Consider the following 21,004-nt stretch of genomic DNA (forward strand, 5'->3'; position numbering starts at 1 on the left):
GCTGAAGTTATCTCCCGCGAGGGCTGGCCAGCAATGACTTCCCAAAGGCGAGTCCTGAAAGAAGTCAAAGGAGTTGAACCGGTCCACGCGTGGCGCCGTGACCTTGGGCAGGAAGCGCCAGCAGGATCGGGGACCCCTCGATATCGCGCAGGGAAGTCGCCCGATCACTCCTGGTGGCGTGATCCGTAGGTCTGTGAGGTCGCAACCAGCATGTCCGCAACGCGAGGAGACACCGTGGCCACCGAGACACCACCGCCCTCGAAAGCCGAACACAAACTCCCCAGTACTGAGGAGTTCGAACAGGTCCAGGAGAGCGCGGAGTTCGCCGAACTGCGCCGCGCCCACCGCTCCTTCGCCTTCCCGCTGACCGTCGCCTTCATCGCCTGGTATCTCCTGTACGTCCTGCTGTGCAACTACGCGGACGACTTCATGGACACCAAGGTCGTCGGCAACATCAACGTCGCCCTCGTCCTGGGCATCGGCCAGTTCGTCACCACGTTCCTCATCGCCTGGTGGTACTCGCGGTACTCCGCCGCGAAGCTCGACCCCAAGGGCGAGGCCATCAAGTCCCGGATGGAGGGCGGCGCATGAGCCCCGCGATCACCCTGGCCGCCGGTGAGGCGAGCCAGCACCGGCCGCTGATCATCACCCTGTTCGCGGTCTTCGTCGCCGCGACACTCGTCATCACTGTATGGGCGGGCCGCCAGACCAAGAACGCCGCCGACTTCTACGCGGGCGGCCGGCAGTTCACCGCCTTCCAGAACGGCCTGGCCGTCTCCGGCGACTACATGTCCGCCGCGTCCTTCCTCGGCATCGCGGGCGCCATCGCCCTCTTCGGGTACGACGGTTTCCTGTACTCGATCGGCTTTTTGGTCGCATGGCTGGTCGCCCTGCTCCTGGTGGCCGAACCGCTGCGCAACTCCGGCCGCTACACCATGGGCGACGTCCTCGCCTACCGCATGCGCCAGCGCCCGGTCCGTACGGCGGCCGGCACCTCCACCATCGTGGTGTCGATCTTCTACCTGCTGGCCCAGATGGCCGGCGCGGGCGTCCTGGTCTCCCTGCTTCTGGGCATCACCAGCGACGCGGGCAAGATCGGCATCGTCGCCCTGGTCGGCGTCCTGATGATCGTGTACGTCACCATCGGCGGAATGAAGGGCACCACCTGGGTCCAGATGGTCAAGGCCTGCCTGCTCATCGCCGGCGCCCTGCTGCTGACCTTCCTGGTGCTGCTGAAGTTCAACTTCAACGTCTCCGACCTGCTCGGCAAGGCCGCCGACAACAGCGGCAAGGGCTCAGCCTTCCTGGACCCCGGCCTCAAGTACGGCGCCACCGGCACCACCAAGCTGGACTTCATCTCCCTGGGTATCGCCCTGGTCCTCGGCACCGCCGGTCTGCCGCACATCCTGATCCGCTTCTACACGGTGCCCACCGCCAAGGCCGCCCGTAAGTCGGTCAACTGGGCCATCGGCCTCATCGGCGCCTTCTACCTGATGACGCTGGCCCTCGGCTTCGGCGCCGCGGCACTGATCAAACCGGACGAGATCATCGCCTCCAACAAGGCGGGCAACACGGCGGCGCCCCTCCTGGCCCTCCATCTGGGCGGGGTCGACTCCAACTGGGGCGCCATCCTCCTGGCCAGCATCTCGGCCGTCGCCTTCGCCACGATCCTCGCGGTCGTCGCCGGCCTCACCCTGGCCTCGTCCTCCTCCTTCGCCCACGACATCTACGCCAACGTCATCAAGCGGGGACAGGCGACGGAGAAACAGGAGATGGCCGCCGCCCGGTACGCCACGGTCGGCATCGGCGCCGTCTCCATCCTCCTCGGCGCCCTCGCCCGCGACCTGAACGTCGCCGGCCTGGTCGCCCTCGCCTTCGCGGTCGCCGCCTCCGCCAACCTCCCGACGATCCTCTACAGCCTCTTCTGGAAGCGCTTCACCACCTCAGGAGCCCTCTGGTCGATCTACGGCGGCCTGGTCACCGCGGTCGGCCTGGTCCTGTTCTCGCCGGTCGTCTCCGGGAAGCCCGCCTCGATGTTCCCGGACGTCGACTTCCACTGGTTCCCCCTGGAGAACCCCGGCATCATCTCCATCCCGGTCGGCTTCCTGCTGGGCTGGCTCGGCACGATCCTCTCCAAGGAGGAGCCCGACACGGCCAAGTACGCGGAGCTGGAGGTACGGTCCCTGACCGGCACCGGAGCCCACTGAGTCCCTCCGAGTTGCCCTACGCCGACGGCCGCGTCGTAGATCCCTACGACGCGGCCTCGTCGTACCTCGTGGGATCGGGCCGCTCTCGTTGTCAGAGGTGTCGCGTAGGCTCGCAGGTGTCGGCAACATGCGATCCGCATCAAGGGAGGAGGCCCACGTGCTCATCGACACCTATGGCCGAGTGGCCACCGACCTGAGGGTTTCGCTGACCGACCGGTGCAACCTCCGGTGTACGTACTGCATGCCGGAGGAGGGCCTGCAGTGGCTGGCGAAGCCCGACCTCCTCACGGACGACGAGATCGTCCGCCTGATAGACATCGCGGTCACCTCCCTCGGTATCGAGGAGGTCCGTTTCACCGGTGGCGAGCCCCTGCTGCGCCCCGGTCTGGTCGGCATCGTCGAGCGGGTCGCGGCCCTGGAGTCCCGCCCCCAGATGTCCCTCACCACCAATGGCATCGGTCTCAAGCGCACCGCGACCGCCCTGAAGAAGGCGGGCCTGGACCGGGTCAACGTCTCCCTGGACACGCTGCGCCAAGACGTCTTCAAGGCCCTCACCCGCCGCGACCGACTCAAGGACGTCCTCGCGGGCCTGGAAGCCGCCCACGACGCGGGCCTGACCCCGGTGAAGATCAACTCGGTGCTGATGCCGGGCCTCAACGCCGACGAGGCCCCGGACCTGCTGTCCTGGGCCGTGGCACACGACTACGAACTGCGCTTCATCGAGCAGATGCCCCTGGACGCCCAGCACGGCTGGAAGCGCGAGGGCATGGTCACCGCCGGCGACATCCTCGCCTCCCTCCGCACCCGCTTCGAGCTGACCCCCGAAGGCACGGACGAGCGCGGCTCGGCCCCGGCCGAGCGCTGGATCGTGGACGGCGGCCCGCACCGCGTGGGCGTCATCGCCTCGGTCACGCGTCCGTTCTGCGGAGCCTGCGACCGCACCCGCCTCACCGCCGACGGCCAGATACGCAACTGCCTGTTCGCCCGCGAGGAGACCAGCCTCCGCACCGCCCTGCGCACCGGCGCCCCGGACGAGGAGATAGCCCGCATCTGGCGCCTGGCGATGTGGGGCAAGAAGGCGGGCTCGGGCCTGGACGACCCGTCGTTCCTCCAGCCGGACCGACCGATGTCGGCGATCGGCGGCTGAGCAGCGGTCGTAGGCGAATGCGCGCCAGGGAATCCCGGGTGGGCCTCACGGTCCTACGGCGCTACGGGATCTCGGGCGCTTCCCAGTCCTCGAACTTGACGACGTCCTTCAGGAAGCCCCGCACACCGAGGAACTGGGACAGATGCTCGCGATGCTCCTCGCACGCGAGCCATGTCTTGCGCCGCTCAGGCGTGTGGACCTTCGGGTTGTTCCACACAAGGACCCACACGGCGTCGGCGCGGCAGCCCTTCGCGGAGCAGATGGGTGTCTCGTCACTCACGGGAACTCACGGAATTCGTCTCACAGATGCGCTGAAAAGGCGACGCCGAGCAGCCACGGGGGGAGCTGCCCGGCGTCGGTCTGTCGCTCCGACGGGGGATGCGGAGCGCGTACGAAGTATGTCACGGGTAACCGGTCGCTCGGCACCGGAACAACATGATTGATCTGAGCTTTTCTTGAGCTTGGTGCGGAGCCGACTTCCGTTTATGACACGTTCGCCATGGCCACGACCGGCCCTACGGTTCGCCCCGCACGCCGGGCGCAGGCTCGGGTACGACCTCTTCCGGGACGGGTTCCGCGACCCCCTCGTCCGACCGCGGCGGCATGATCATCGGCCGCAGCGGCGCGGTGACGAACGTCGACGGCAGGCCGGGCGCGTTCTCCCGCCCGGCGTTCGCGATCACCACGGCGACATAGGGGAGGAGCACACCGAGCACCAACGCGACGATCGCGACGTGCCGTTCGACGTTCCACAGCGAGACGGCGAGGATCACCGACGCCGTACGGATCGACATCGAGATGACGTACCGGCGCTGCCGACCGCGGACATCCTCCGCGAGTCCCGTCCGGGCTCCGGTGATCCGGAACACCTGGGCGTTGCCTTCGCCGTGCAGCTTCCGCATCACATTCCACCATCCGCCCGCATCGGACTCTCCCCGGCCCGCACCCCGGTTCGCACCCGATCCGGGAACCGGGCCCCGATACGTCCCACGTTACGCCGCGCCTGCGCAGCCTTCGAGACCGGGGCACCCCGGGCCCGGGCGGGGAACCTGCGCCGTACCACGTACGGCCGTACCCGACATGCGGCGTACGGCGACCGGGCCCACACTTGGCGTAATGCTCACGTCGAGCCGTACAAGGAGGCAGCCATGGGCTGGTTGTGGGCGATCATCGTGGGATTCGTGCTGGGCCTGATCGCGAAGGCGATCATCCCGGGCAAGCAGCACAGTCCGCTCTGGCTGACCACCATCTGCGGCATTCTCGGCGCCATCGTCGGCAACGCCGTCGCCCGGGCGTTCGGCGTCGAAGCGACCAGGGGCATCGACTGGAGCCGCCACGCGTTCCAGCTCATCGCCGCGATCATCATCGTCTTTGTGGTCGACATGGCCTACATGGCGACCATCGGCAAGAACAAACAACGAGCCTGACTGCAGCGTGCCCCGAAGGGGCGCGGGTGCACTACCGATACAGCCCCGCGCCCCTCAGGCGCTTACGCTCCGGTCACTTCAACGGCGGCAAGATTCTTCTTCCCCCGCCGCAGCACCAGCCACCGCCCATGAAGGAGATCCTCCGTGCCCGGCACGGCATCCTCCGCGGTGACCTTCACGTTGTTCACGTAGGCCCCGCCCTCCTTCACGGTCCGCCGTGCGGCGGACTTGCTCGCCACCAGGCCGACCTCGGTGAACAGGTCGACGACGAGACGGAGTTCGGCGACCTGGACGTGCGGCAGCTCGGAGAGGGACGCGGCCAGCGTCTTCTCGTCGAGCTCCGCCAGCTCACCCTGCCCGAAGAGGGCCTTGGACGCGGCGGTCACCGCGGCCGTCTGCTCGGCGCCGTGCACCAGCGTCGTCAGCTCCTCGGCCAGCGCGCGCTGCGCGGCACGGGCCTGCGGGCGCTCCTCGGTCTGCCGCTCCAGCTCCTCGATCTCCTCGTGGGACCTGAAGCTGAAGATGCGCAGGAACTTGGAGACGTCCCGGTCGTCCGCGTTCAGCCAGAACTGGTAGAAGGCGTACGGCGTGGTCATCTCGGGGTCGAGCCAGACCGTGCCGGACTCCGTCTTGCCGAACTTGGTGCCGTCGGCCTTGGTGATCAGCGGGGTGCCCAGCGCGTGCACCTCGGCCTCCGGGTCGACCCGGTGGATCAGGTCGGTGCCCGAGGTGAGGTTGCCCCACTGGTCGCTGCCGCCGGTCTGGAGCGTGCAGCCGTGCCTGCGGTACAGCTCCAGGAAGTCCATGCCCTGGAGGATCTGGTAGCTGAACTCGGTGTAGCTGATGCCCGCGTCGGAGTTGAGCCGCCGGGAGACGGCCTCCTTCGCGATCATCTTGTTGACCCGGAAGTGCTTGCCGATGTCCCGCAGGAACTCGATGGCCGACAGGCCCTGGGTCCAGTCCAGGTTGTTGACCATGATCGCGGCATGCGGGCCCTCGAAGTCCAGCAGCGGGGCGATCTGCGCGCGCAGCCGCTCGACCCACTGGGCCACGACGTCCGGCGAGTTGAGCGTCCGCTCCGCGTTCGGCTTGGGGTCGCCGATCAGCCCCGTGGCACCGCCGACCAGGCCCAGCGGACGGTTGCCCGCCTGCTGGATCCGGCGCATCGTCAGGATCTGCACGAGGTTGCCGAGGTGCAGGCTGGGCGCGGTCGGGTCGAAACCGCAATAGAACGTGACGGGACCGTCCGCGAACGCCTTGCGCAATGCGTCCTCGTCAGTGGAGAGGGCGATGAGCCCCCGCCACTGCAGTTCGTCGACGATGTCCGTCACGGTTCTCGTATCTCCTTGGGATGGTCTCGTGAATCAGGTACGAGGTTATACGCCCTGACTGACAGAGCTCATATTGAAGTCCGGCACCCGCAGCGCGGGCATCGCAGCCCTAGTGAACCAGTCGCTCCATTCCCTCGGCAGCGTCTTTTCCGTCCGCCCCGCCTCGGTCGCCCGCCCCAGCAGGTCCACCGGCGACTCGTTGAACCGGAAGTTGTTCACCTCGCCCGCCACCTCGCCGTTCTCGACGAGGTAGACGCCGTCCCGGGTGAGCCCGGTGAGCAGCAGCGTCGCCGGGTCGACCTCGCGGATGTACCAGAGGCAGGTCAGCAGCAGCCCGCGCTCGGTGCTCGCGACCATCTCCTCCAGGGACCGGTCCTCGCCCCCGCTGAGGATGAGGTTGTCGATCGACGGTGCCACCGGCAGCCCGGTCAGTCCCGCGCTGTGCCGGCTGGTCAGCAGGTGCCGCAGTTCGCCCTCGCGCACCCAGTCGGTGGCCGTCAGCGGCAGCCCGTTGTCGAACACCGACTGGTCGCCCCCGGAGGTGTGGGCGAGCACGAACGGGGCGGATTCCAGACCCGGTTCGTTCGGGTCGCTGCGCAGCGTCAGCGGCAGCTCGGTGAGCTTCTCGCCGACGCGGGTGCCGCCGCCCGGCTTGGAGAACACCGTGCGGCCCTCGACCGCGTCCCGCCCCGACGCCGACCACATCTGGTAGATCAACAGGTCCGCGACCGCGGTCGGCGGCAGCAGCGTCTCGTACCGGCCCGCGGGCAGCCCGATCTTCCGCTCCGCCCAGCCCAGTCGTACGGCCAACTCGGCGTCCATCGCCGCCGGGTCCACGTCCTTGAAGTCCCGGGTCGAGCGGCCGGCCCAGGCCGAGCGCGTACGGTCCGGGGACTTGGCGTTCAGCTCCAGCGTCCCGTTGGGCTGGTCGTGGCGCAGGCGCAGGCCCGTCGACGTACCGAGGTAGCTGGTCACCAGCTCGTGGTTGGCGAAGCCGTACAGCTCGCGACCGCCCGCACGCGCGCGTGCGAACGATTCGCCGAGCGCCGGGGCGAAGTCGGTGAACACGGAGGACGAGGTCTCCGCGGGCGCATCCGTGAAGTCGGGCGAGGCGGCCACGCCCGTGACCAGCGGCTGTGCGTCCTCGGCGGGCTCGGCCCCGCGCGCGGCGGCCTCGGCGGCGCGTACGAGCGGCTCCAGCTCCTCCGGGGTGACGGCGGACCGGGACACGACCCCCGAGGCGGTGCCCTCCTTGCCGTCGACGGTCGCGATGACTGTGAGTGTGCGTCCGCGCGTGACACCGTTCGTGGTCAGCGCGTTGCCCGCCCAGCGGAGGTTCGCCGTCGACTGCTCGTCGGCGATGACGACACAGCCGTCGGCCCGGGACAGTTCGAGGGCGCGCTCGACGATCTCGTGCGGCTTGTTCGTACGAGGACTCATCGACCGGCCTCCTGAGTGGTGTTGAGGATGTTGACGCCCGTGAAGAGGGCCGACGGGCAGCCGTGCGAGACCGCCGCGACCTGACCCGGCTGGGCCTTGCCGCAGTTGAAGGCGCCGCCCAGGACGTACGTCTGCGGACCGCCGACGGCCGCCATGGACCCCCAGAAGTCGGTGGTCGTCGCCTGGTACGCGACGTCCCGCAGCTGCCCGGTGATCCGCCCGTTCTCGATCCTGAAGAAGCGCTGCCCGGTGAACTGGAAGTTGTACCTCTGCATGTCGATCGACCACGACCGGTCCCCGACCACGTAGATCCCCCGGTCGACCCCGCCGATCAGGTCCTCCGTGGACAGCCCGGCGGGGTCCGGCTGCAACGACACGTTGGCCATGCGCTGCACCGGGACGTGGCCGGGGGAGTCGGCGTAGGCGCAGCCGTTGGAGCGGTCGAAGCCGGTCAACTTGGCGATGCGGCGGTCGAGTTGGTAGCCGACCAGGGTGCCGTCCTTGACGAGGTCCCAGGACTGGCCCTCGACGCCCTCGTCGTCGTAGCCGATGGTCGCGAGGCCGTGTTCGGCGGTGCGGTCGCCGGTGACGTTCATTCGCTCGGAGCCGTACTTGAGCTTGCCGAGCTTGTCGAAGGTGGCGAAGGAGGTGCCGGCGTAGGCGGCCTCGTAGCCGAGCGCGCGGTCCAGTTCGGTGGCGTGGCCGATGGACTCGTGGATCGTCAGCCAGAGGTTCGAAGGGTCTACGACGAGGTCGTAGAGGCCCGCCTCGACGCTCGGCGCCCGCATCTTCTCCGCGAGCAGCTCGGGGATCCGCGCCAGCTCCTCGTCCCAGTCCCAGCCGGTACCCGTCAAGTACTCCCAACCACGGCCCACGGGCGGCGCGATCGTGCGCATCGAGTCGAACTCGCCGCTCGACTCGTCGACCGACACCGCGTTCAGCTGCGGGTGCAGCCGGACGCGCTGCTGGGTGGTCACGGTCCCGGCGGTGTCGGCGTAGAACTTGTTCTCGTGCACGGTGAGCAGCGACGCGTCCACGTGGTTGACGCCGTCCGCCGCGAGCAGCCGGGCGCTCCAGTCCGCCAGCAGTCCCGCCTTCTCCTCGTCGGGCACGGTGAACGGATCGATCTCGTACGACGAGATCCACGTCCGCTCCTCGTGCACGGGCTCGGCGGCCAGCTCGACGCGCTCGTCCGACCCGGCCGCCTTGATCACCTGGGCGGAGAGCTTCGCCATCGCCACCGCCTGGGAGGCGACCTTGGCGGCGGCGTCCAGGCTCAGGTCCACGCCCGAAGCGAAGCCCCAGGTGCCGCCGTGCACGACCCGTACCGCGTACCCGAGGTCGGTGGTGTCCGACGTACCGGCCGGGCGCGCGTCCCGCAGCCGCCAGGACGCGCTGCGCACCCGCTCGAACCGGAAGTCCGCGTGCTCGGCCCCCAGCGCACGCGCGCGTGCCAGCGCGGCGTCGGCCAGGGCGCGTAGCGGAAGCGCCGTGAAGGCTTCGTCGATGGAATGAGGCACGGAGGTCTCCCTGCTGTCGTGGCCTGTGGAGTCCGATCATGTCGCGCGGACAGGTGCGGGGACCACACGTTTCCGCTTGGAGTCGGCTCTTTCTGTAGAGACCCGACAGCGAGTCCCCCAAGCCACTGTCGGTGCCCGATTGTCCCGTGGCGCGGGCCGACCGATAGGTTTTCGGCAAGGCCGTCTGTCAACCAGGGTGTACCGGGCAGGCGCGCAGGACCGCTATCGAAAGGGTGATCCGTTGAGCCGCTCGGTTCTCGTCACCGGAGGCAACCGGGGCATCGGCCTCGCCATCGCCCGTGCGTTCGCCGACGCCGGCGACAAGGTCGCCATCACCTACCGCTCGGGAGAGCCGCCGGCCGGCTTCCTCGCGGTGAAGTGCGACATCACCGACACCGAGCAGGTGGAGCAGGCCTACAAGGAGATCGAGGCCGAGCACGGCCCCGTCGAGGTCCTGATCGCCAACGCGGGCGTCACCAAGGACCAGCTCCTGATGCGCATGTCCGAGGAGGACTTCACCTCGGTCATCGACACCAACCTCACCGGCACCTTCCGCGTCGTCAAGCGCGCCAACCGCGCCATGCTGCGCGCCAAGAAGGGCCGCGTCATCCTGATCTCGTCGGTCGTCGGCCTCATGGGCGGACCCGGCCAGGCCAACTACGCCGCCTCCAAGGCCGCCCTGGTCGGCTTCGCGCGCTCCCTCGCCCGTGAGCTGGGTTCGCGCAACATCACCTTCAACGTCGTCGCGCCCGGTTTCGTCGACACCGACATGACCAAGGCGCTCAGCGACGAGCAGCGCGAGAACATCGTCAAGCAGGTGCCGCTCGGCCGTTACGCGCAGCCCGAGGAGGTCGCCGCGACGGTGCGGTTCCTCGCCTCGGACGACGCCTCGTACATCACTGGAGCCGTCATCCCTGTTGACGGCGGACTGGGAATGGGTCACTGATCACCATGAGCGGAATTCTTGAGGGCAAGCGTGTCCTGATCTCCGGTGTGCTGCTGGAGTCCTCCATCGCCTTCCACGCCGCCAAGCAGGCCCAGGAGCAGGGCGCGGAGATCATCCTGACCGCGTTCCCGCGGCCCACGCTGACCGAGCGCATCGCCAAGAAGCTCCCCAAGCCCACCAAGGTCATCGAGCTGGACGTCACCAACGACGAGCACCTGGCGCGCCTCGCCGACGTCGTGGGCGAGGAACTGGGCGGCCTGGACGGTGTCGTGCACTCCATCGGGTTCGCGCCCGCGGACGCGCTCGGCGGCAACTTCCTGAACACGCCGTTCGAGTCGGTCGCCACGGCGATGCACGTCTCGGCGTTCTCCCTGAAGTCGCTGACCATGGCCTGCCTGCCGCTGATGCAGAACGGCGGCTCGGTCGTAGGCCTCACCTTCGACGCGTCCTTCGCGTGGCCGCAGTACGACTGGATGGGCCCGGCCAAGGCCGCCCTGGAGGCCACGAGCCGCTACCTCGCCCGCGACCTGGGCAAGCAGAACATCCGCTGCAACCTCGTCTCCGCGGGTCCGCTCGGCTCGATGGCCGCCAAGTCCATCCCGGGCTTCGACGAGCTGGCCTCCGTGTGGGACAACCGCTCCCCCCTGGAGTGGGACCTCAACGACCCGGAGCCGGCCGGCAAGGCCATCGTCGCCCTGCTGAGCGACTGGTTCCCGAAGACCACCGGCGAGATCGTCCACGTCGACGGCGGCCTGCACGCCATCGGCGCCTGACCTCCCGGCCTGACTTCTCCTACGGCGTCGACGCCCCGTTTTCCGCACCGCGCGGGCAGCGGGGCGTCACCCGTTCGGCCCTGTAGACCGGGCGGGGAAGGGCCACAACTGCGCACTCTGGATTACGCGTTCACCACGCGATTTCCTCCCCAGCACCACCGAGGAGGTTCCCCTTGTGCGCCTGTCCCGCAGCCTGGCCTCAGTGACCGCCGCCGTCGCGCTCGTCATCTCCCTGGCGTACGAGGCGATGCCCCACGCGCGCGTGGAGGCCCGGAAACCGGCCGCCGCCCCCCAGCTGTTCGGCGCCGCGTGCCGTACCGCCGTCCACGGCTCGCACGTGATCGCGTACTGCCACAATCCGTACCCCCAGACCGACCGCGTCGCCCTGCACATCGAGTGCGACCGCTGGTGGGACATCGACAGCGACGGCACCGGGATCGACGCGGGTCCGGCGCAGACCGTACGGCTGGCCGGCCGCTGCTGGGAGGACGTCCGCGCGGTGTGGGTCAGCCACCAGAAGCGGGCCCGCTGAGACGCCCCGGGCGGCACAGGAACGGATAGCCCGCGGCCTCCGCCGCGGCCCCCTGCGCGTCACCCGCGCGGATCGCGTCCACGAGCCGCGTGTGGTCCATGTACGACTCCGGAGTCAGCTCCTCGCCGACGTCCGCGCGCAGCCAGTCCCGCAGCACCTCGCCCAGGTCGGCGTACATCGCCGTCATGACGTCGTTGTGCGAGGCGGCCACCACGGCCATGTGCAGGGTCGCGTCGGCCGTCACGAAGGCCTCCGCGTCCCCCGACGCCCACGCCTCCTCACGCCGTACGAGCAGGGCGTCCAGCTGCTTGAGGTCCTTCTCGGTGCGCCGCTCGGCCGCCAGCTGTGCCGCCGCCGACTCCAGGGTGGAACGCAGTTCGGCGATGTGCCGGGGGTCGGCGTCCGCGAAGCGGCGGTGCATCACGCCGGCCAGCTCGCTGGTCGCGACGACGTAGGTGCCGGAGCCCTGGCGGATGTTCAGCAGACCGTTGTGCGCGAGCGCGCGGACGGCCTCGCGGACCGTGTTGCGGGCGACCCCGAGCTGTTCGACCAGCTCCGGCTCGGTCGGGATCCGGGAGCCGACCGGCCACTCGCCCGAGGTGATCTCGTTCCGCAGCGCGGCGATGACCTGCTCGGACAGCGCCGACCGACGGGGGTGGCTCAGAGGCATGGCACACCTTCGCATGTGCGGGGCGGGAGAGGGCCACCCGGGGATGGACAACCAATCATCCCATGATTCTATGATGGTCGGCATGGCGAGCGAGGAAACCCGGACACTGAAGTCCACGACGACGAACATCGGCGGCCCGGCCGCGAGCGACTCCGCGGTACCGAGCACAGGACCGTCCACGCGCGCGTGGACGACGCGTCTGGTCGTCGTCGGCATCGTGCTCGCCGCGCTGAACCTCCGCCCCGCCATCACCAGCCTGGGCGCCCTCCTCGAAGACGTCCGCGACGGCCTCGGCATGAGCGGCAGCGTGGCCGGACTGCTCACGTCCGTGCCCCCGCTGTGCTTCGCCGCCTTCGGCGTCATGGCCCCGCGCCTCGCCCGCCGCTTCGGCCCCGGCACGGTGGTCTGCGCCGGCATGCTCGCCATCACCGCGGGCCTGCTCATACGGCCCTACGTCGGCGGTACGGCGGGCTTCCTGGCCGGCAGCGCGCTCGCGCTCATGGGCATCGCGGTCAGCAACGTCCTGATGCCGGTGATCGTCAAGCGCTGGTTCCCCGACCGGGTCGGCTCCATGACCGGCCTGTACTCGATGGCCCTCGCCCTGGGCACCGCCGCCGCGGCCGCGGTCACCGTGCCCATGACCGAGTCCCTGGGCGGTAGTTGGCGCTCCGGCCTCGCCGTATGGGCGGGGCTGGCCGCAGCCGCCGTACTCCCGTGGACCGCTCTCGTACGGCACCGGGAGGCGCCCGCGGATCCGCCCTCCCGCGCGCGGGAGACCGAACAGCGGGAGACCGGGCGGGCACGGCCCGAACTGCGGATCACCCGCAGCCGTACCGCCTGGGCGCTCGCCGTGTTCTTCGGGCTCCAGGCCACCGCCGCCTACATCACCATGGGTTGGATGGCGCAGATCTTCCGGGACGCCGGGGTCTCCGCGGGCACGGCCGGACTGCTGCTGGCCGTCACGATGGCGATGGGCGTGCCGCTGGCCTTCGTCATCCCGCGCGTGGCCACTCGGCTGCCCCACCAGGGGCCGATCGTCGTCGTGCTCGGCCTCTGCGGTCTGGCGGGCTACGCGGGCCTGTACCTCGCGCCGGCCGCCGGTGCCTGGGCCTGGGCCCTGCTGCTCGGTGTCGCCAACTGCGCCTTCCCGCTGGCCCTGACGATGGTCGGCATGCGGGCCAGGACCGGCGCGGGCGTCGCCCAGCTGTCCGCCTTCGCGCAGAGCGCCGGGTATCTCATCTCCGTCCCGGGGCCGCTCCTGGTCGGCGTGCTCTACCAGCACAGCGGCGGCTGGGGACTGCCGATCGCCCTCATGGCCGGCCTGATGGTCCCGCAGATGGCCATGGGCGTCCTCGCGGGACGCGACCGCACGGTGGAGGACGAGGCGGCCCGCTGAACCCGCCCCGGCGGACGCCGCGCGGACGGGGGGTGCGAGACTGGGCACATGCCAGTGCTCGACCCGAACCCCCAGAACGGCCAGCGGAAGATGCTGCTCGTCTTCGGCTCGTTCTTCGCCATCTTCATCGTCATCGCCATCATCGCGACGATCGCGTCCCCGTGACCCCACGCGCCCGAGTCGATGGTGGGGTTCCCCCCACCATCCCCTAGGGGGTGAGGCTCAGGGTCAAGTGGGTGGATCTCCGGATGGGTTGAGGGCCGCGCGTTCCGTAACTTCGAAGTGTGACCGCGAGAAGCGGATCGCGGACCACTCGGAGACCAGCGGAGGCACCCATGTCGGCCCCAACGCACACCCGGCCCCACCCGGCGAACCGGGGCGGCGTCGACATCAGGCTGCCGTGGTGGGCCCTCGCCCTGCCGGCGCTCGCCTTCGGCGTGCTGCTCGTGATGATGCTCAACCCGACGGACGCGCAAGCGGCGGCCTCGGACCCGATGATCACCCACCTCTTCGAGCGAGTCCAGCAGCTCATAGCCCGCTGAGCACGGGCGAAGCCGCCCGTCAACTCCCTGCGCCCCGTGGCCTGTTTCATGCGAAGCTGGATCCCATGAGCGTCGCAGAACCCCGCAGGATCGTCCTCTTCCGGCATGCGAAGGCCGACTGGCCCGAGGTGACCGACCACGAGCGGCCGCTCGCCGAGCGGGGCCGCCTGGACGCGGCCACCGCAGGAAGCAGGCTGGCCGACACCGGCATCCCCTTCGATCTGGCCCTCTGCTCCACCGCGACCCGCACCCGGGAGACCTGGAAGCTGGCCGTCCACGAACTCGCGCACCGGCCGAAAACCGTCTACGAGGAGAGGCTCTACGAGGCCTCGCCCGGCGAGCTGATCGCCGTACTGAACGAGACGCCCGACGACTCGCGGAACCTGATCCTCATCGGCCACAACCCGGGCGTCCAGGGCCTGACCGAGATCCTCACCGGACCGGACACCGGCGAAGCCCGCGAGCGGCTGACCCGCCGCGGCTTCTCGACCGCCGCCTTCGCCGTGCTGACCTTCGACGGCTCCTGGAAGTCACTGGAGCCGGGCGTGGCGACACTGACCGACTACTGGGCGCCGTCCGAGTAGACCCGAGGATCCGCAGTCCCGCAGTCCCGCACGACAAAGGGCCCGGCGCCGAGCGGTGCCGGGCCCCTGAAGGTCCTGGTCCTGAAGCGTCCGGGGTCAGTCCTCGTCGTGCGTGTCCGCCGCCTCGACCTCTTCGCGGGTGACGCCCAGCAGGTACAGCACGGTGTCGAGGAACGGCACGTTCACCGCCGTGTGCGCGGCCTCCCGTACGACCGGCTTCGCGTTGAAGGCGACGCCGAGACCGGCCGCATTGAGCATGTCCAGGTCGTTGGCGCCGTCGCCGATCGCCACGGTCTGCGCGAGCGGTACGCCCGCCTCGGCGGCGAACCGGCGCAGCAGCCGGGCCTTGCCCGCGCGGTCGACGATCTCACCGGTGACCTTGCCGGTCAGCTTCCCGTCGACGATCTCCAGCGTGTTGGCCTGGGCGAAGTCGAGCCCGAGCCGGTCCTTGAGGTCGTCGGTGACCTGGGTGAACCCGCCCGACACGACGCCGACTTGGTATCCGAGCCGCTTGAGCGTGCGGATCAGGGTGCGGGCGCCGGGCGTCAGCCGCACCTCGCTGCGCACCTTGTCCACGACCGAGGCGTCCAGCCCCGCCAGCAGCGCCACGCGCGCGTGCAGCGACTGCTCGAAGTCCAGCTCCCCGCGCATCGCGGCGGCGGTCACCTCGGCGACCTCGTCCTCGCAGCCGGCGTGCGCGGCGAAGAGCTCGATGACCTCGTCCTGGATGAGCGTGGAGTCGACGTCCATGACGACGAGCCGCTGGGCCCGCCGGTGCAGCCCCGCCGCCACGACGGCGACATCGACGCCGAGCGCCGCCGCGTGGGTGGCGAGGGCGGTGCGCAGGGGCTCGGTCTCCACCCCGGACACCGCGAACTCGACCGCTGTCACGGGGTACTTGGCGAGCCGGAAGATACGGTCGATGTTGCCGCCGGCCTTGGTGATGCGGGCGGCGATCGCCGCGGTGGACTCCGCGGTGAGGGGGTGGCCGAGCACGGTCACGAGCGAACGCCCGAGCCCGCGCGGCCGGTTGTCGCCGAGGCCGGAGATGATCTCCGCCTGCATCTTCATCGACTCGGCCCAGCTGTGCACGGTGGCCCGCAGATCCCCTTCGAGGCCGGCGGGCGGCGGCGTCACCAGCGCGCACAGCACCATCCGGCCACGGGTGACGACCTGCTCGATGTCGACCACGTCGACGGAGTAGGCGGCGAGGGTGTCGAAGAGTCCGGCCGTGATGCCCGGCCTGTCCTTGCCGAAGATCTTGACGAGGAGAGTGGGGACGTCAGAGGTCTGCGAAGCGCTCATGGTGTACCCACCGTATCCGGCACGGAGTGCCTGATGCCGCAGAGGTCCGCCTAGCGGACACGGAACAGTGGGTGTCGGATCGGTGGCGGGAATCTTAAGGGGCGATCACGAAGGTGCCGGTGGGTGGTCACGAGCCGGTTCGGGGACGATCAGGAGACGCGCCGAGGCGGTCGCGGTGGGGTGCGGTGCCGATCAGGAGTTGGCGGGGCGTCGGGCAGGGGGCGCGGCCGGTACGGCGCCGGACGCCGGGGATACGGCCGGACGGGTGGGGCGCGACGGCTCGGGTGACACCGAAGCGGATCACCGGCGCCCCTTGGGCCCTCTCGGGGGCAGTGGTGGCGGGGGCGGCGGAGGAGGAGGCTGCTGCCCGTCGTCGGAGTCGTCCCCGGGCCGGTCCCGCGAAGGCGTCCCGGGCCGACGCCGGGGCGACCGGGGCGGCGGCTCGTAGGACTGGGCCATGGTCGGAGCGCCGTACATGTCGGCGGGCGGCGAAGGTGCGCCGGGCGGCTGCGGGTCGCCGTAGGGTTGCGGATCGCCGTAGGGGCGAGTGGCGTCGTCCGCAGGGCCGGCCCCGGGCCGCCCCGCGCCGCCCGGCGCACCGGACGACCACGGCTCACCGGCGCGCGGCCGACCGTCTCCCCGCGGCGACCGCGCACCCGGCGGCCACGCACCCTCCTGGGGCGGAGCCGAGTCCGGCGGCCACCCCGGTCCCGGCGGCCGGGCACCGGTGCCGGACCGTGCGCCGCCGGTCCCCGCACCCCCCGGCGGCCCATCGACCTCCGACTGCCGTAGTTCATCGGGCAGTTGGAGATACGGGTTGGTGGCGGGATTGGGCGCGCGGTACGGCGTGGTCGGCACGTAGGGGCCCGTATGCCCCGTGCTCCCCACAGGCTGCGCGTGTTCCGGACGCCCTTCGTACCCCGGCGCCCCGGCATCCCGCCCCGCCACCCCCAAGTCACCCAGTGCCAGCCGCGAGGCACGCCGTCCCGCCGCTCCCGTCGCGTACGCGAGCAGCCCCCCGACGCCTCCCGCCCCCGCGCCCCACACCGCGCCCAGCAGCAGCGCCATGCCCAGATGCCCGTGCAACTCGATCCCGGCGCCGAACGCGTCGAAGCCCAGCACCGACAGCGACGCGTCCACCGACACATCCGTCAGCCAGGCCAGCAGCGGCAACGTCAGGGCGGTCGCGATCCCGAGTCGCACTGCGCACCGCCCGGCGAAACCGAGCGCCCCCGGACCGCCGACGCCCTTCGCGCCCACAGGCGTCCGTGCCGCGGTGAGCACGCCCGCCAGCAGCATCATCAGGGCCGCGGCGACTCCCAACAGCCATACGCGGTTGTCCAGTTCGGCCAGTCGCCCCAGCGTCACCGGCTGGTTGGACTTTACACTCAGAAGCTGGTCCAGGGGATGGGGGAGGAGCTTGGCGAGTTCACCGGTCGCCTTGCCGTCCCAGGGGACGAAGAGGCCGATCGGGATGCCGAGCCAGACCCCGTTGGGCGCGCCCAACAGCGCGGCGCCCGCGATCCGTTTCGGGTGGTCGTCGCCGATCGCCGCGTACGCCGCCGCCGCGAGCCCGGCCGCCACCGCGACCAGCAGCACCGTGACGAGCGCGGACGCGGCCGGCCGTACGACACGGTGGACGGCCTCCCAGCCGCGGGGGAGGGGCGTACGACGGGACGCCAGCAGGGCGATCAGCAGGATGCCGGCCGACCAGGCCAGGCCGCCCAGCAGGGTCGGTGCCGTGTCGACGGTGAAGCCGACCGCGGCCTTCGCCTTGACCAGGTCGCTGATCTTGCCGGGCAACAGACCGCCGATGTCACCGATGCCGGGGATGTTCAGGCCGCCGCCGCTACCGCCGCCCCCCGTGATGCTGTCGAGGCCCAGTTTGCTGCCGTCGATCGTGATGACGTCGTGCCCGGCCCAGGCCAGCCCGCCGAGCATCGCCACGAAGAGCGCGACCACCGAGCCCGCGCGCGCGAGGAGTTCGGCCGGTGCGATCACGACTGCCCCCGCCCGCAGGGACCGTAGGAAGAAGTACGACAGAAGCAGTGCCCCTGCCAGGCTCACGCCCAAGGGTGTGATCGTCACCGCCGTGGTCGCCTGGGCGCCGGTCAGGCCGAAGGCGGAGACGTCGCCGGTCGGGGTGACCGAACCGCCCGCGCCGAGCGCCACCACCGCCGCGGTCATCGGGCCGAGCGAGCTCGCCGCGTCGGCGCCGAGCAGGTGCAGGCCGAGCGCGGCCGTGCCCGCCATGCCGATCAACGCCCAACTCACCGCGGCGATCGCGGACAACAGGACGTCACCCCAGGGCACCCTCGTGTCGTAGTGCGCCGTCCTGACACTCGTCGCTGAGTTCATGGCAGACCCCCCGATCCGCGGCACGGCGTGGTGCGGACACCACGCATGTCCCCCTCGCGTCGATTACCACTCTCCGGGTCGGTTTCCACCCCGTCAACGGAACCGCCGAACGCGTGACGGCGTGCTCTTCACAAGGCCCGACTTTCGGTCAGGGGGTGCAGCCTGAAATAGTTCCCGACGATGTTCGACATCCCTAGACTCCCTGTGATGGGGAGACTCCCTGTGATGGGGGTAACTCGGGGGACTACTCAGTGGGGCATGGAGTGCCGGAACTCGTACTGGAATTGAATGGACGGACCTGGACGCTCGACGCGTCCAGGACCTACACCCTCGGACGTGATCCGCAGGGGGACGTCGTGGTCGACGACGCCAGGGTCTCCTGGCGGCACGCCACGATCAGCTGGAGCGGCCGGAGTTGGGTCATCGACGACCACGGCAGCACCAACGGCACGTTCGTGCAGGGCCAGCGCATCCATCAGATGGAGATCGGCCCCGGCTCGTCCGTGCACCTGGGCAACGCGACCGACGGCCCGCGGCTGAGCCTGTCCGGCGCCGCGGCCTCCGTGGCGAGCCCGCAGGCCCAGCCGCAGCAACAGCCGTACGCGGCACAGGGCGCTGGCCCCGGCTGGGCCCAGCAGGCGCCGCCGCAGCAAACGCCTGAGCAGCAGCGTTTCCAGCCGTCGCCCGCCGCGCAGATTCCGCAGCAGCCGGGAGCCGGTGTCGGCGCGGGGGCGCCGCCGGTCTACGGCGACCGCAGCCCGACCACGTTCCACCAGTTCTCGCTGGACCGCGTGATGCGCATCGGCCGTGCGCTGGAGAACGAGCTGGTGGTCTCCGACCTCCAGGTCTCGCGCCACCACGCCGAGTTCCACGCGACGCTCGACGGCCGCTTCGAGATCCGCGACCTGGGCTCGCACAACGGGACGTACGTCAACGGCCAGCCGATCACCAAGGGCGGCTCGGCGCTGCTCGGCCCGAACGACATCGTCGGCGTCGGCCACTCGACGTTCCGCCTGGTCGGGGACCGGCTCGAAGAGTTCGTCGACACCGGTGAAGTCTCCTTCTCGGCACGGCACTTGACCGTCGAGGTCGACGGCGGCAAGCAGATCCTCAAGGACGTCTCCTTCGGCGTACCGGAGAAGTCGCTGATCGCGGTCATCGGCCCGTCGGGCTCCGGCAAGTCGACCCTGCTCAAGGCGCTCACCGGCTACCGGCCCGCCAACCAGGGCGACGTCCTCTACGACAACCGAAACCTGTACAAGCAGTTCGCCGAACTGCGCCAGCGCATCGGTCTGGTCCCGCAGGACGACATCCTGCACAAGGAACTGACCGTCAAGAAGGCCCTCAAGTACGCGGCCAAGCTGCGCTTCCCGGCCGACACCAGCACCCAGGAGCGCGACCAGCGCATCGACGAGGTGCTGCGCGAACTGAAGCTGGACATCCACAAGGAGAAGAAGGTCACCTCCCTCTCCGGCGGCCAGCGCAAGCGCGTCTCGGTGGCCCTGGAACTCCTCACCAAGCCCTCGCTGATCTTCCTGGACGAGCCCACTTCGGGCCTCGACCCGGGCATGGACCGCGATGTCATGCAGCTGCTGCGCGGCCTCGCCGACGACGGCCGCACGGTCCTCGTCGTCACCCACTCCGTGGCCGAACTGGCGATCTGCGACAAGCTGTTGGTGATGGCTCCGGGCGGTGCCGTCGCCTACTTCGGCCCGCCCGAGGAGGCGCTGAACTTCTTCGGCTACGACACCTGGGCCGATGTCTTCTCCGCCTTCGAGAACTACCGCGACTACGACTGGGCCGGCCGCTGGAAGGGCTCGCAGCACTACCAGATGTACGCCGCCGACATCGACGCGATTGCTCCGCAGTCCGTACAGATGCCGCCGATGCAGGCCATGAAACCGCCGAAGCCACAGGGCTGGATGTCGCAGTTCGTCACGCTGGTCCGCCGCTACGTCACGGTGATCGCCTCCGACAAGGGCTTCCTGGCCCTGATGGTCATCCTGCCGGGCGTACTGGGCGCGGTCAGCCTGCTCATCGACTCGGGCAACAGCCTGCTGCCCAACCCGGCCAGGGCGAACGGCCAGATCATCCCCAACGGCACGGCCACCACGGTCCTATTGATCCTCGCGGTCGGCGCCTGCTTCGCCGGCGCGGCCAACTCCGTCCGTGAGCTGATCAAGGAACGGGTCATCTACGAACGGGAGCGCGCGACGGGGCTGTCCCGTTCCGCGTACCTGATGTCCAAGGTGTTCGTGCTCGGTGTGATCACCGCGCTGCAGGGCCTGATGGTCGGTGTCATCGGCTTCTCCAGCCGGGAGATCCCGAAGCAGGGCCTGGTCCTCGGCAGCCAGACCATGTTCGAGCTCTGCATCCCGATCATGGGCCTCGGCTTCACCGCGATGATGTTCGGCCTGATCATCTCCTCGCTGGTGAAGACGGCCGAGAAGACCATGCCGCTGCTGGTGATGTTCGCGATCATCCAGGTCGTGTTCACCGGCTGTCTGTTCACGCTGAACGGCGCGATCGGCGTCAACCAGTTCTCGTACCTGATGCCCTCGCGCTGGGCGGTCGGCGCGGCGGGTGCCACGCTCGACTTCAACAAGATCAGCCCGCCCAAGCCCGGCGACAGCACGGACCCGCTGTGGGAGCACACCGTCGGCGCCTGGGGCATGGACATGGCCGCCCTGATCGCCCTCGGCATCATCTGCGGCATCTTCGTGGCCCGCTTCCTGCGCCGCCACGAGCCCGAGGTCATGCGGAAGTGAGCCATGCGGAAGTGAGCCATGCGGAAGTGAGCCATGCGGAAGTGAGCCATGCGGAAGT

At 69.9% G+C, this 21,004-nt stretch carries 20 protein-coding genes; 12 read left to right on the forward strand and 8 right to left on the reverse strand.

The window, feature by feature from the left end:
• The first annotated feature begins 234 nt into the window (after window positions 1-234).
• The 3 genes from ACWDEW_RS43025 (at window position 235) to moaA (ending at window position 3,354) form a co-directional block, all read left to right on the forward strand.
• On the forward strand, window positions 235-591 hold the full coding sequence (locus ACWDEW_RS43025; protein WP_450520925.1) for a DUF485 domain-containing protein: 357 nt from the start codon (window positions 235-237) through the stop codon (window positions 589-591).
• Window positions 588-2,207 carry a solute symporter family protein gene (locus ACWDEW_RS43030; RefSeq protein ID WP_450520927.1) on the forward strand — a complete coding sequence of 540 codons (1,620 nt, stop codon included), beginning with the start codon at window positions 588-590 and terminating at the stop codon, window positions 2,205-2,207. The genes ACWDEW_RS43025 and ACWDEW_RS43030 overlap by 4 nt, the downstream gene beginning before the upstream one ends.
• Before the next feature lie 157 nt (window positions 2,208-2,364).
• Entirely contained in the window at window positions 2,365-3,354 is a 990-nt protein-coding gene (moaA, locus tag ACWDEW_RS43035; protein WP_450520980.1) for a GTP 3',8-cyclase MoaA, read from the forward strand.
• Window positions 3,355-3,415: 61 nt separating this feature from the next.
• On the opposite strand, the gene ACWDEW_RS43040 is transcribed toward moaA, so the two are convergent.
• Both ACWDEW_RS43040 and ACWDEW_RS43045 read right to left on the reverse strand, forming a co-directional pair.
• The gene (locus ACWDEW_RS43040) at window positions 3,416-3,634 is read right to left on the reverse strand and encodes a hypothetical protein (RefSeq protein WP_450520929.1); all 219 of its coding nucleotides are present in this window, start codon (window positions 3,632-3,634) and stop codon (window positions 3,416-3,418) included.
• A 235-nt stretch (window positions 3,635-3,869) separates the two neighbouring features.
• Window positions 3,870-4,256 (reverse strand): DUF3099 domain-containing protein, encoded by a 387-nt coding sequence (locus tag ACWDEW_RS43045; RefSeq protein WP_450520931.1) that lies wholly within the window; start codon window positions 4,254-4,256, stop codon window positions 3,870-3,872.
• 246 nt (window positions 4,257-4,502) lie between these two features.
• Here ACWDEW_RS43045 and ACWDEW_RS43050 point away from each other — a divergent pair, with 246 nt between their 5' ends.
• The gene (locus ACWDEW_RS43050; RefSeq protein ID WP_362978980.1) at window positions 4,503-4,781 is read left to right on the forward strand and encodes a GlsB/YeaQ/YmgE family stress response membrane protein; all 279 of its coding nucleotides are present in this window, start codon (window positions 4,503-4,505) and stop codon (window positions 4,779-4,781) included.
• Between the two features lie 62 nt (window positions 4,782-4,843).
• On the opposite strand, the gene tyrS is transcribed toward ACWDEW_RS43050, so the two are convergent.
• Genes tyrS through ACWDEW_RS43065 form a run of 3 tightly spaced genes read right to left on the reverse strand, consistent with a single transcriptional unit; the run spans window position 4,844 to window position 9,072 of the window.
• Complete coding sequence (gene tyrS, locus ACWDEW_RS43055) at window positions 4,844-6,112, reverse strand: tyrosine--tRNA ligase (protein WP_450520933.1); 1,269 nt, start codon at window positions 6,110-6,112, stop codon at window positions 4,844-4,846.
• Between the two features lie 45 nt (window positions 6,113-6,157).
• Complete coding sequence (locus ACWDEW_RS43060; protein ID WP_450520935.1) at window positions 6,158-7,552, reverse strand: metallopeptidase TldD-related protein; 1,395 nt, start codon at window positions 7,550-7,552, stop codon at window positions 6,158-6,160.
• The gene (locus tag ACWDEW_RS43065; protein WP_450520937.1) at window positions 7,549-9,072 is read right to left on the reverse strand and encodes a TldD/PmbA family protein; all 1,524 of its coding nucleotides are present in this window, start codon (window positions 9,070-9,072) and stop codon (window positions 7,549-7,551) included. The genes ACWDEW_RS43060 and ACWDEW_RS43065 overlap by 4 nt, the downstream gene beginning before the upstream one ends.
• A gap of 241 nt (window positions 9,073-9,313) precedes the next feature.
• On the opposite strand from ACWDEW_RS43065, the gene fabG reads away from it, so the two are divergent.
• The 3 genes from fabG (at window position 9,314) to ACWDEW_RS43080 (ending at window position 11,323) form a co-directional block, all read left to right on the forward strand.
• Window positions 9,314-10,018 carry a 3-oxoacyl-[acyl-carrier-protein] reductase gene (gene fabG, locus ACWDEW_RS43070; RefSeq protein WP_450520939.1) on the forward strand — a complete coding sequence of 235 codons (705 nt, stop codon included), beginning with the start codon at window positions 9,314-9,316 and terminating at the stop codon, window positions 10,016-10,018.
• A gap of 5 nt (window positions 10,019-10,023) precedes the next feature.
• Entirely contained in the window at window positions 10,024-10,791 is a 768-nt protein-coding gene (fabI, locus tag ACWDEW_RS43075; protein WP_450520941.1) for an enoyl-ACP reductase FabI, read from the forward strand.
• Window positions 10,792-10,966: 175 nt separating this feature from the next.
• On the forward strand, window positions 10,967-11,323 hold the full coding sequence (locus ACWDEW_RS43080; RefSeq protein WP_450520943.1) for a hypothetical protein: 357 nt from the start codon (window positions 10,967-10,969) through the stop codon (window positions 11,321-11,323).
• Here the strand turns inward: ACWDEW_RS43080 and ACWDEW_RS43085 are convergent.
• On the reverse strand, window positions 11,298-11,993 hold the full coding sequence (locus ACWDEW_RS43085; RefSeq protein WP_450520944.1) for a FadR/GntR family transcriptional regulator: 696 nt from the start codon (window positions 11,991-11,993) through the stop codon (window positions 11,298-11,300). The two genes, ACWDEW_RS43080 and ACWDEW_RS43085, sit on opposite strands and share 26 nt — an antisense overlap.
• A gap of 70 nt (window positions 11,994-12,063) precedes the next feature.
• Between ACWDEW_RS43085 and ACWDEW_RS43090 the strand changes: the two genes are divergently transcribed.
• From ACWDEW_RS43090 to ACWDEW_RS43105, 4 genes are all read left to right on the forward strand, one after another.
• Window positions 12,064-13,389 carry a CynX/NimT family MFS transporter gene (locus tag ACWDEW_RS43090; RefSeq protein WP_450520946.1) on the forward strand — a complete coding sequence of 442 codons (1,326 nt, stop codon included), beginning with the start codon at window positions 12,064-12,066 and terminating at the stop codon, window positions 13,387-13,389.
• A 48-nt stretch (window positions 13,390-13,437) separates the two neighbouring features.
• On the forward strand, window positions 13,438-13,554 hold the full coding sequence (locus ACWDEW_RS43095; protein ID WP_086021959.1) for an SGM_5486 family transporter-associated protein: 117 nt from the start codon (window positions 13,438-13,440) through the stop codon (window positions 13,552-13,554).
• A 170-nt stretch (window positions 13,555-13,724) separates the two neighbouring features.
• Window positions 13,725-13,931: a hypothetical protein gene (locus ACWDEW_RS43100; protein ID WP_450520948.1), complete on the forward strand. Its 207-nt coding sequence runs from the start codon at window positions 13,725-13,727 to the stop codon at window positions 13,929-13,931.
• 65 nt (window positions 13,932-13,996) lie between these two features.
• Window positions 13,997-14,515 carry a SixA phosphatase family protein gene (locus tag ACWDEW_RS43105; RefSeq protein ID WP_450520950.1) on the forward strand — a complete coding sequence of 173 codons (519 nt, stop codon included), beginning with the start codon at window positions 13,997-13,999 and terminating at the stop codon, window positions 14,513-14,515.
• Window positions 14,516-14,611: 96 nt separating this feature from the next.
• Here the strand turns inward: ACWDEW_RS43105 and serB are convergent, their stop codons facing one another.
• Entirely contained in the window at window positions 14,612-15,820 is a 1,209-nt protein-coding gene (gene serB, locus ACWDEW_RS43110) for a phosphoserine phosphatase SerB (protein ID WP_019067398.1), read from the reverse strand.
• A 300-nt stretch (window positions 15,821-16,120) separates the two neighbouring features.
• Window positions 16,121-18,178, reverse strand: a complete 2,058-nt coding sequence (locus ACWDEW_RS43115; RefSeq protein WP_450520952.1) for a streptophobe family protein — start codon at window positions 18,176-18,178, stop codon at window positions 16,121-16,123.
• Between the two features lie 263 nt (window positions 18,179-18,441).
• Between ACWDEW_RS43115 and ACWDEW_RS43120 the strand changes: the two genes are divergently transcribed.
• On the forward strand, window positions 18,442-20,946 hold the full coding sequence (locus tag ACWDEW_RS43120) for an FHA domain-containing protein (protein WP_450520954.1): 2,505 nt from the start codon (window positions 18,442-18,444) through the stop codon (window positions 20,944-20,946).
• Window positions 20,947-21,004 lie beyond the last annotated feature (58 nt).

This window comes from Streptomyces sp. NPDC001100 (genome assembly GCF_053598575.1).

Bases quoted from the DNA above. Each gene is read 5' to 3' on its own strand.
- ACWDEW_RS43030 (WP_450520927.1), top strand. From the start codon at position 588: ATGAGCCCCGCGATCACCCTGGCCGCCGGTGAGGCGAGCCAGCACCGG.
- ACWDEW_RS43045 (WP_450520931.1), bottom strand. From the start codon at position 4,256: ATGCGGAAGCTGCACGGCGAAGGCAACGCCCAGGTGTTCCGGATCACC.
- ACWDEW_RS43050 (WP_362978980.1), top strand. From the start codon at position 4,503: ATGGGCTGGTTGTGGGCGATCATCGTGGGATTCGTGCTGGGCCTGATC.
- ACWDEW_RS43060 (WP_450520935.1), bottom strand. From the start codon at position 7,552: ATGAGTCCTCGTACGAACAAGCCGCACGAGATCGTCGAGCGCGCCCTC.
- fabI (WP_450520941.1), top strand. From the start codon at position 10,024: ATGAGCGGAATTCTTGAGGGCAAGCGTGTCCTGATCTCCGGTGTGCTG.
- ACWDEW_RS43085 (WP_450520944.1), bottom strand. From the start codon at position 11,993: ATGCCTCTGAGCCACCCCCGTCGGTCGGCGCTGTCCGAGCAGGTCATC.
- ACWDEW_RS43090 (WP_450520946.1), top strand. From the start codon at position 12,064: ATGATGGTCGGCATGGCGAGCGAGGAAACCCGGACACTGAAGTCCACG.
- ACWDEW_RS43095 (WP_086021959.1), top strand. From the start codon at position 13,438: ATGCCAGTGCTCGACCCGAACCCCCAGAACGGCCAGCGGAAGATGCTG.
- ACWDEW_RS43100 (WP_450520948.1), top strand. From the start codon at position 13,725: ATGTCGGCCCCAACGCACACCCGGCCCCACCCGGCGAACCGGGGCGGC.
- ACWDEW_RS43105 (WP_450520950.1), top strand. From the start codon at position 13,997: ATGAGCGTCGCAGAACCCCGCAGGATCGTCCTCTTCCGGCATGCGAAG.
- serB (WP_019067398.1), bottom strand. From the start codon at position 15,820: ATGAGCGCTTCGCAGACCTCTGACGTCCCCACTCTCCTCGTCAAGATC.
- ACWDEW_RS43115 (WP_450520952.1), bottom strand. From the start codon at position 18,178: ATGAACTCAGCGACGAGTGTCAGGACGGCGCACTACGACACGAGGGTG.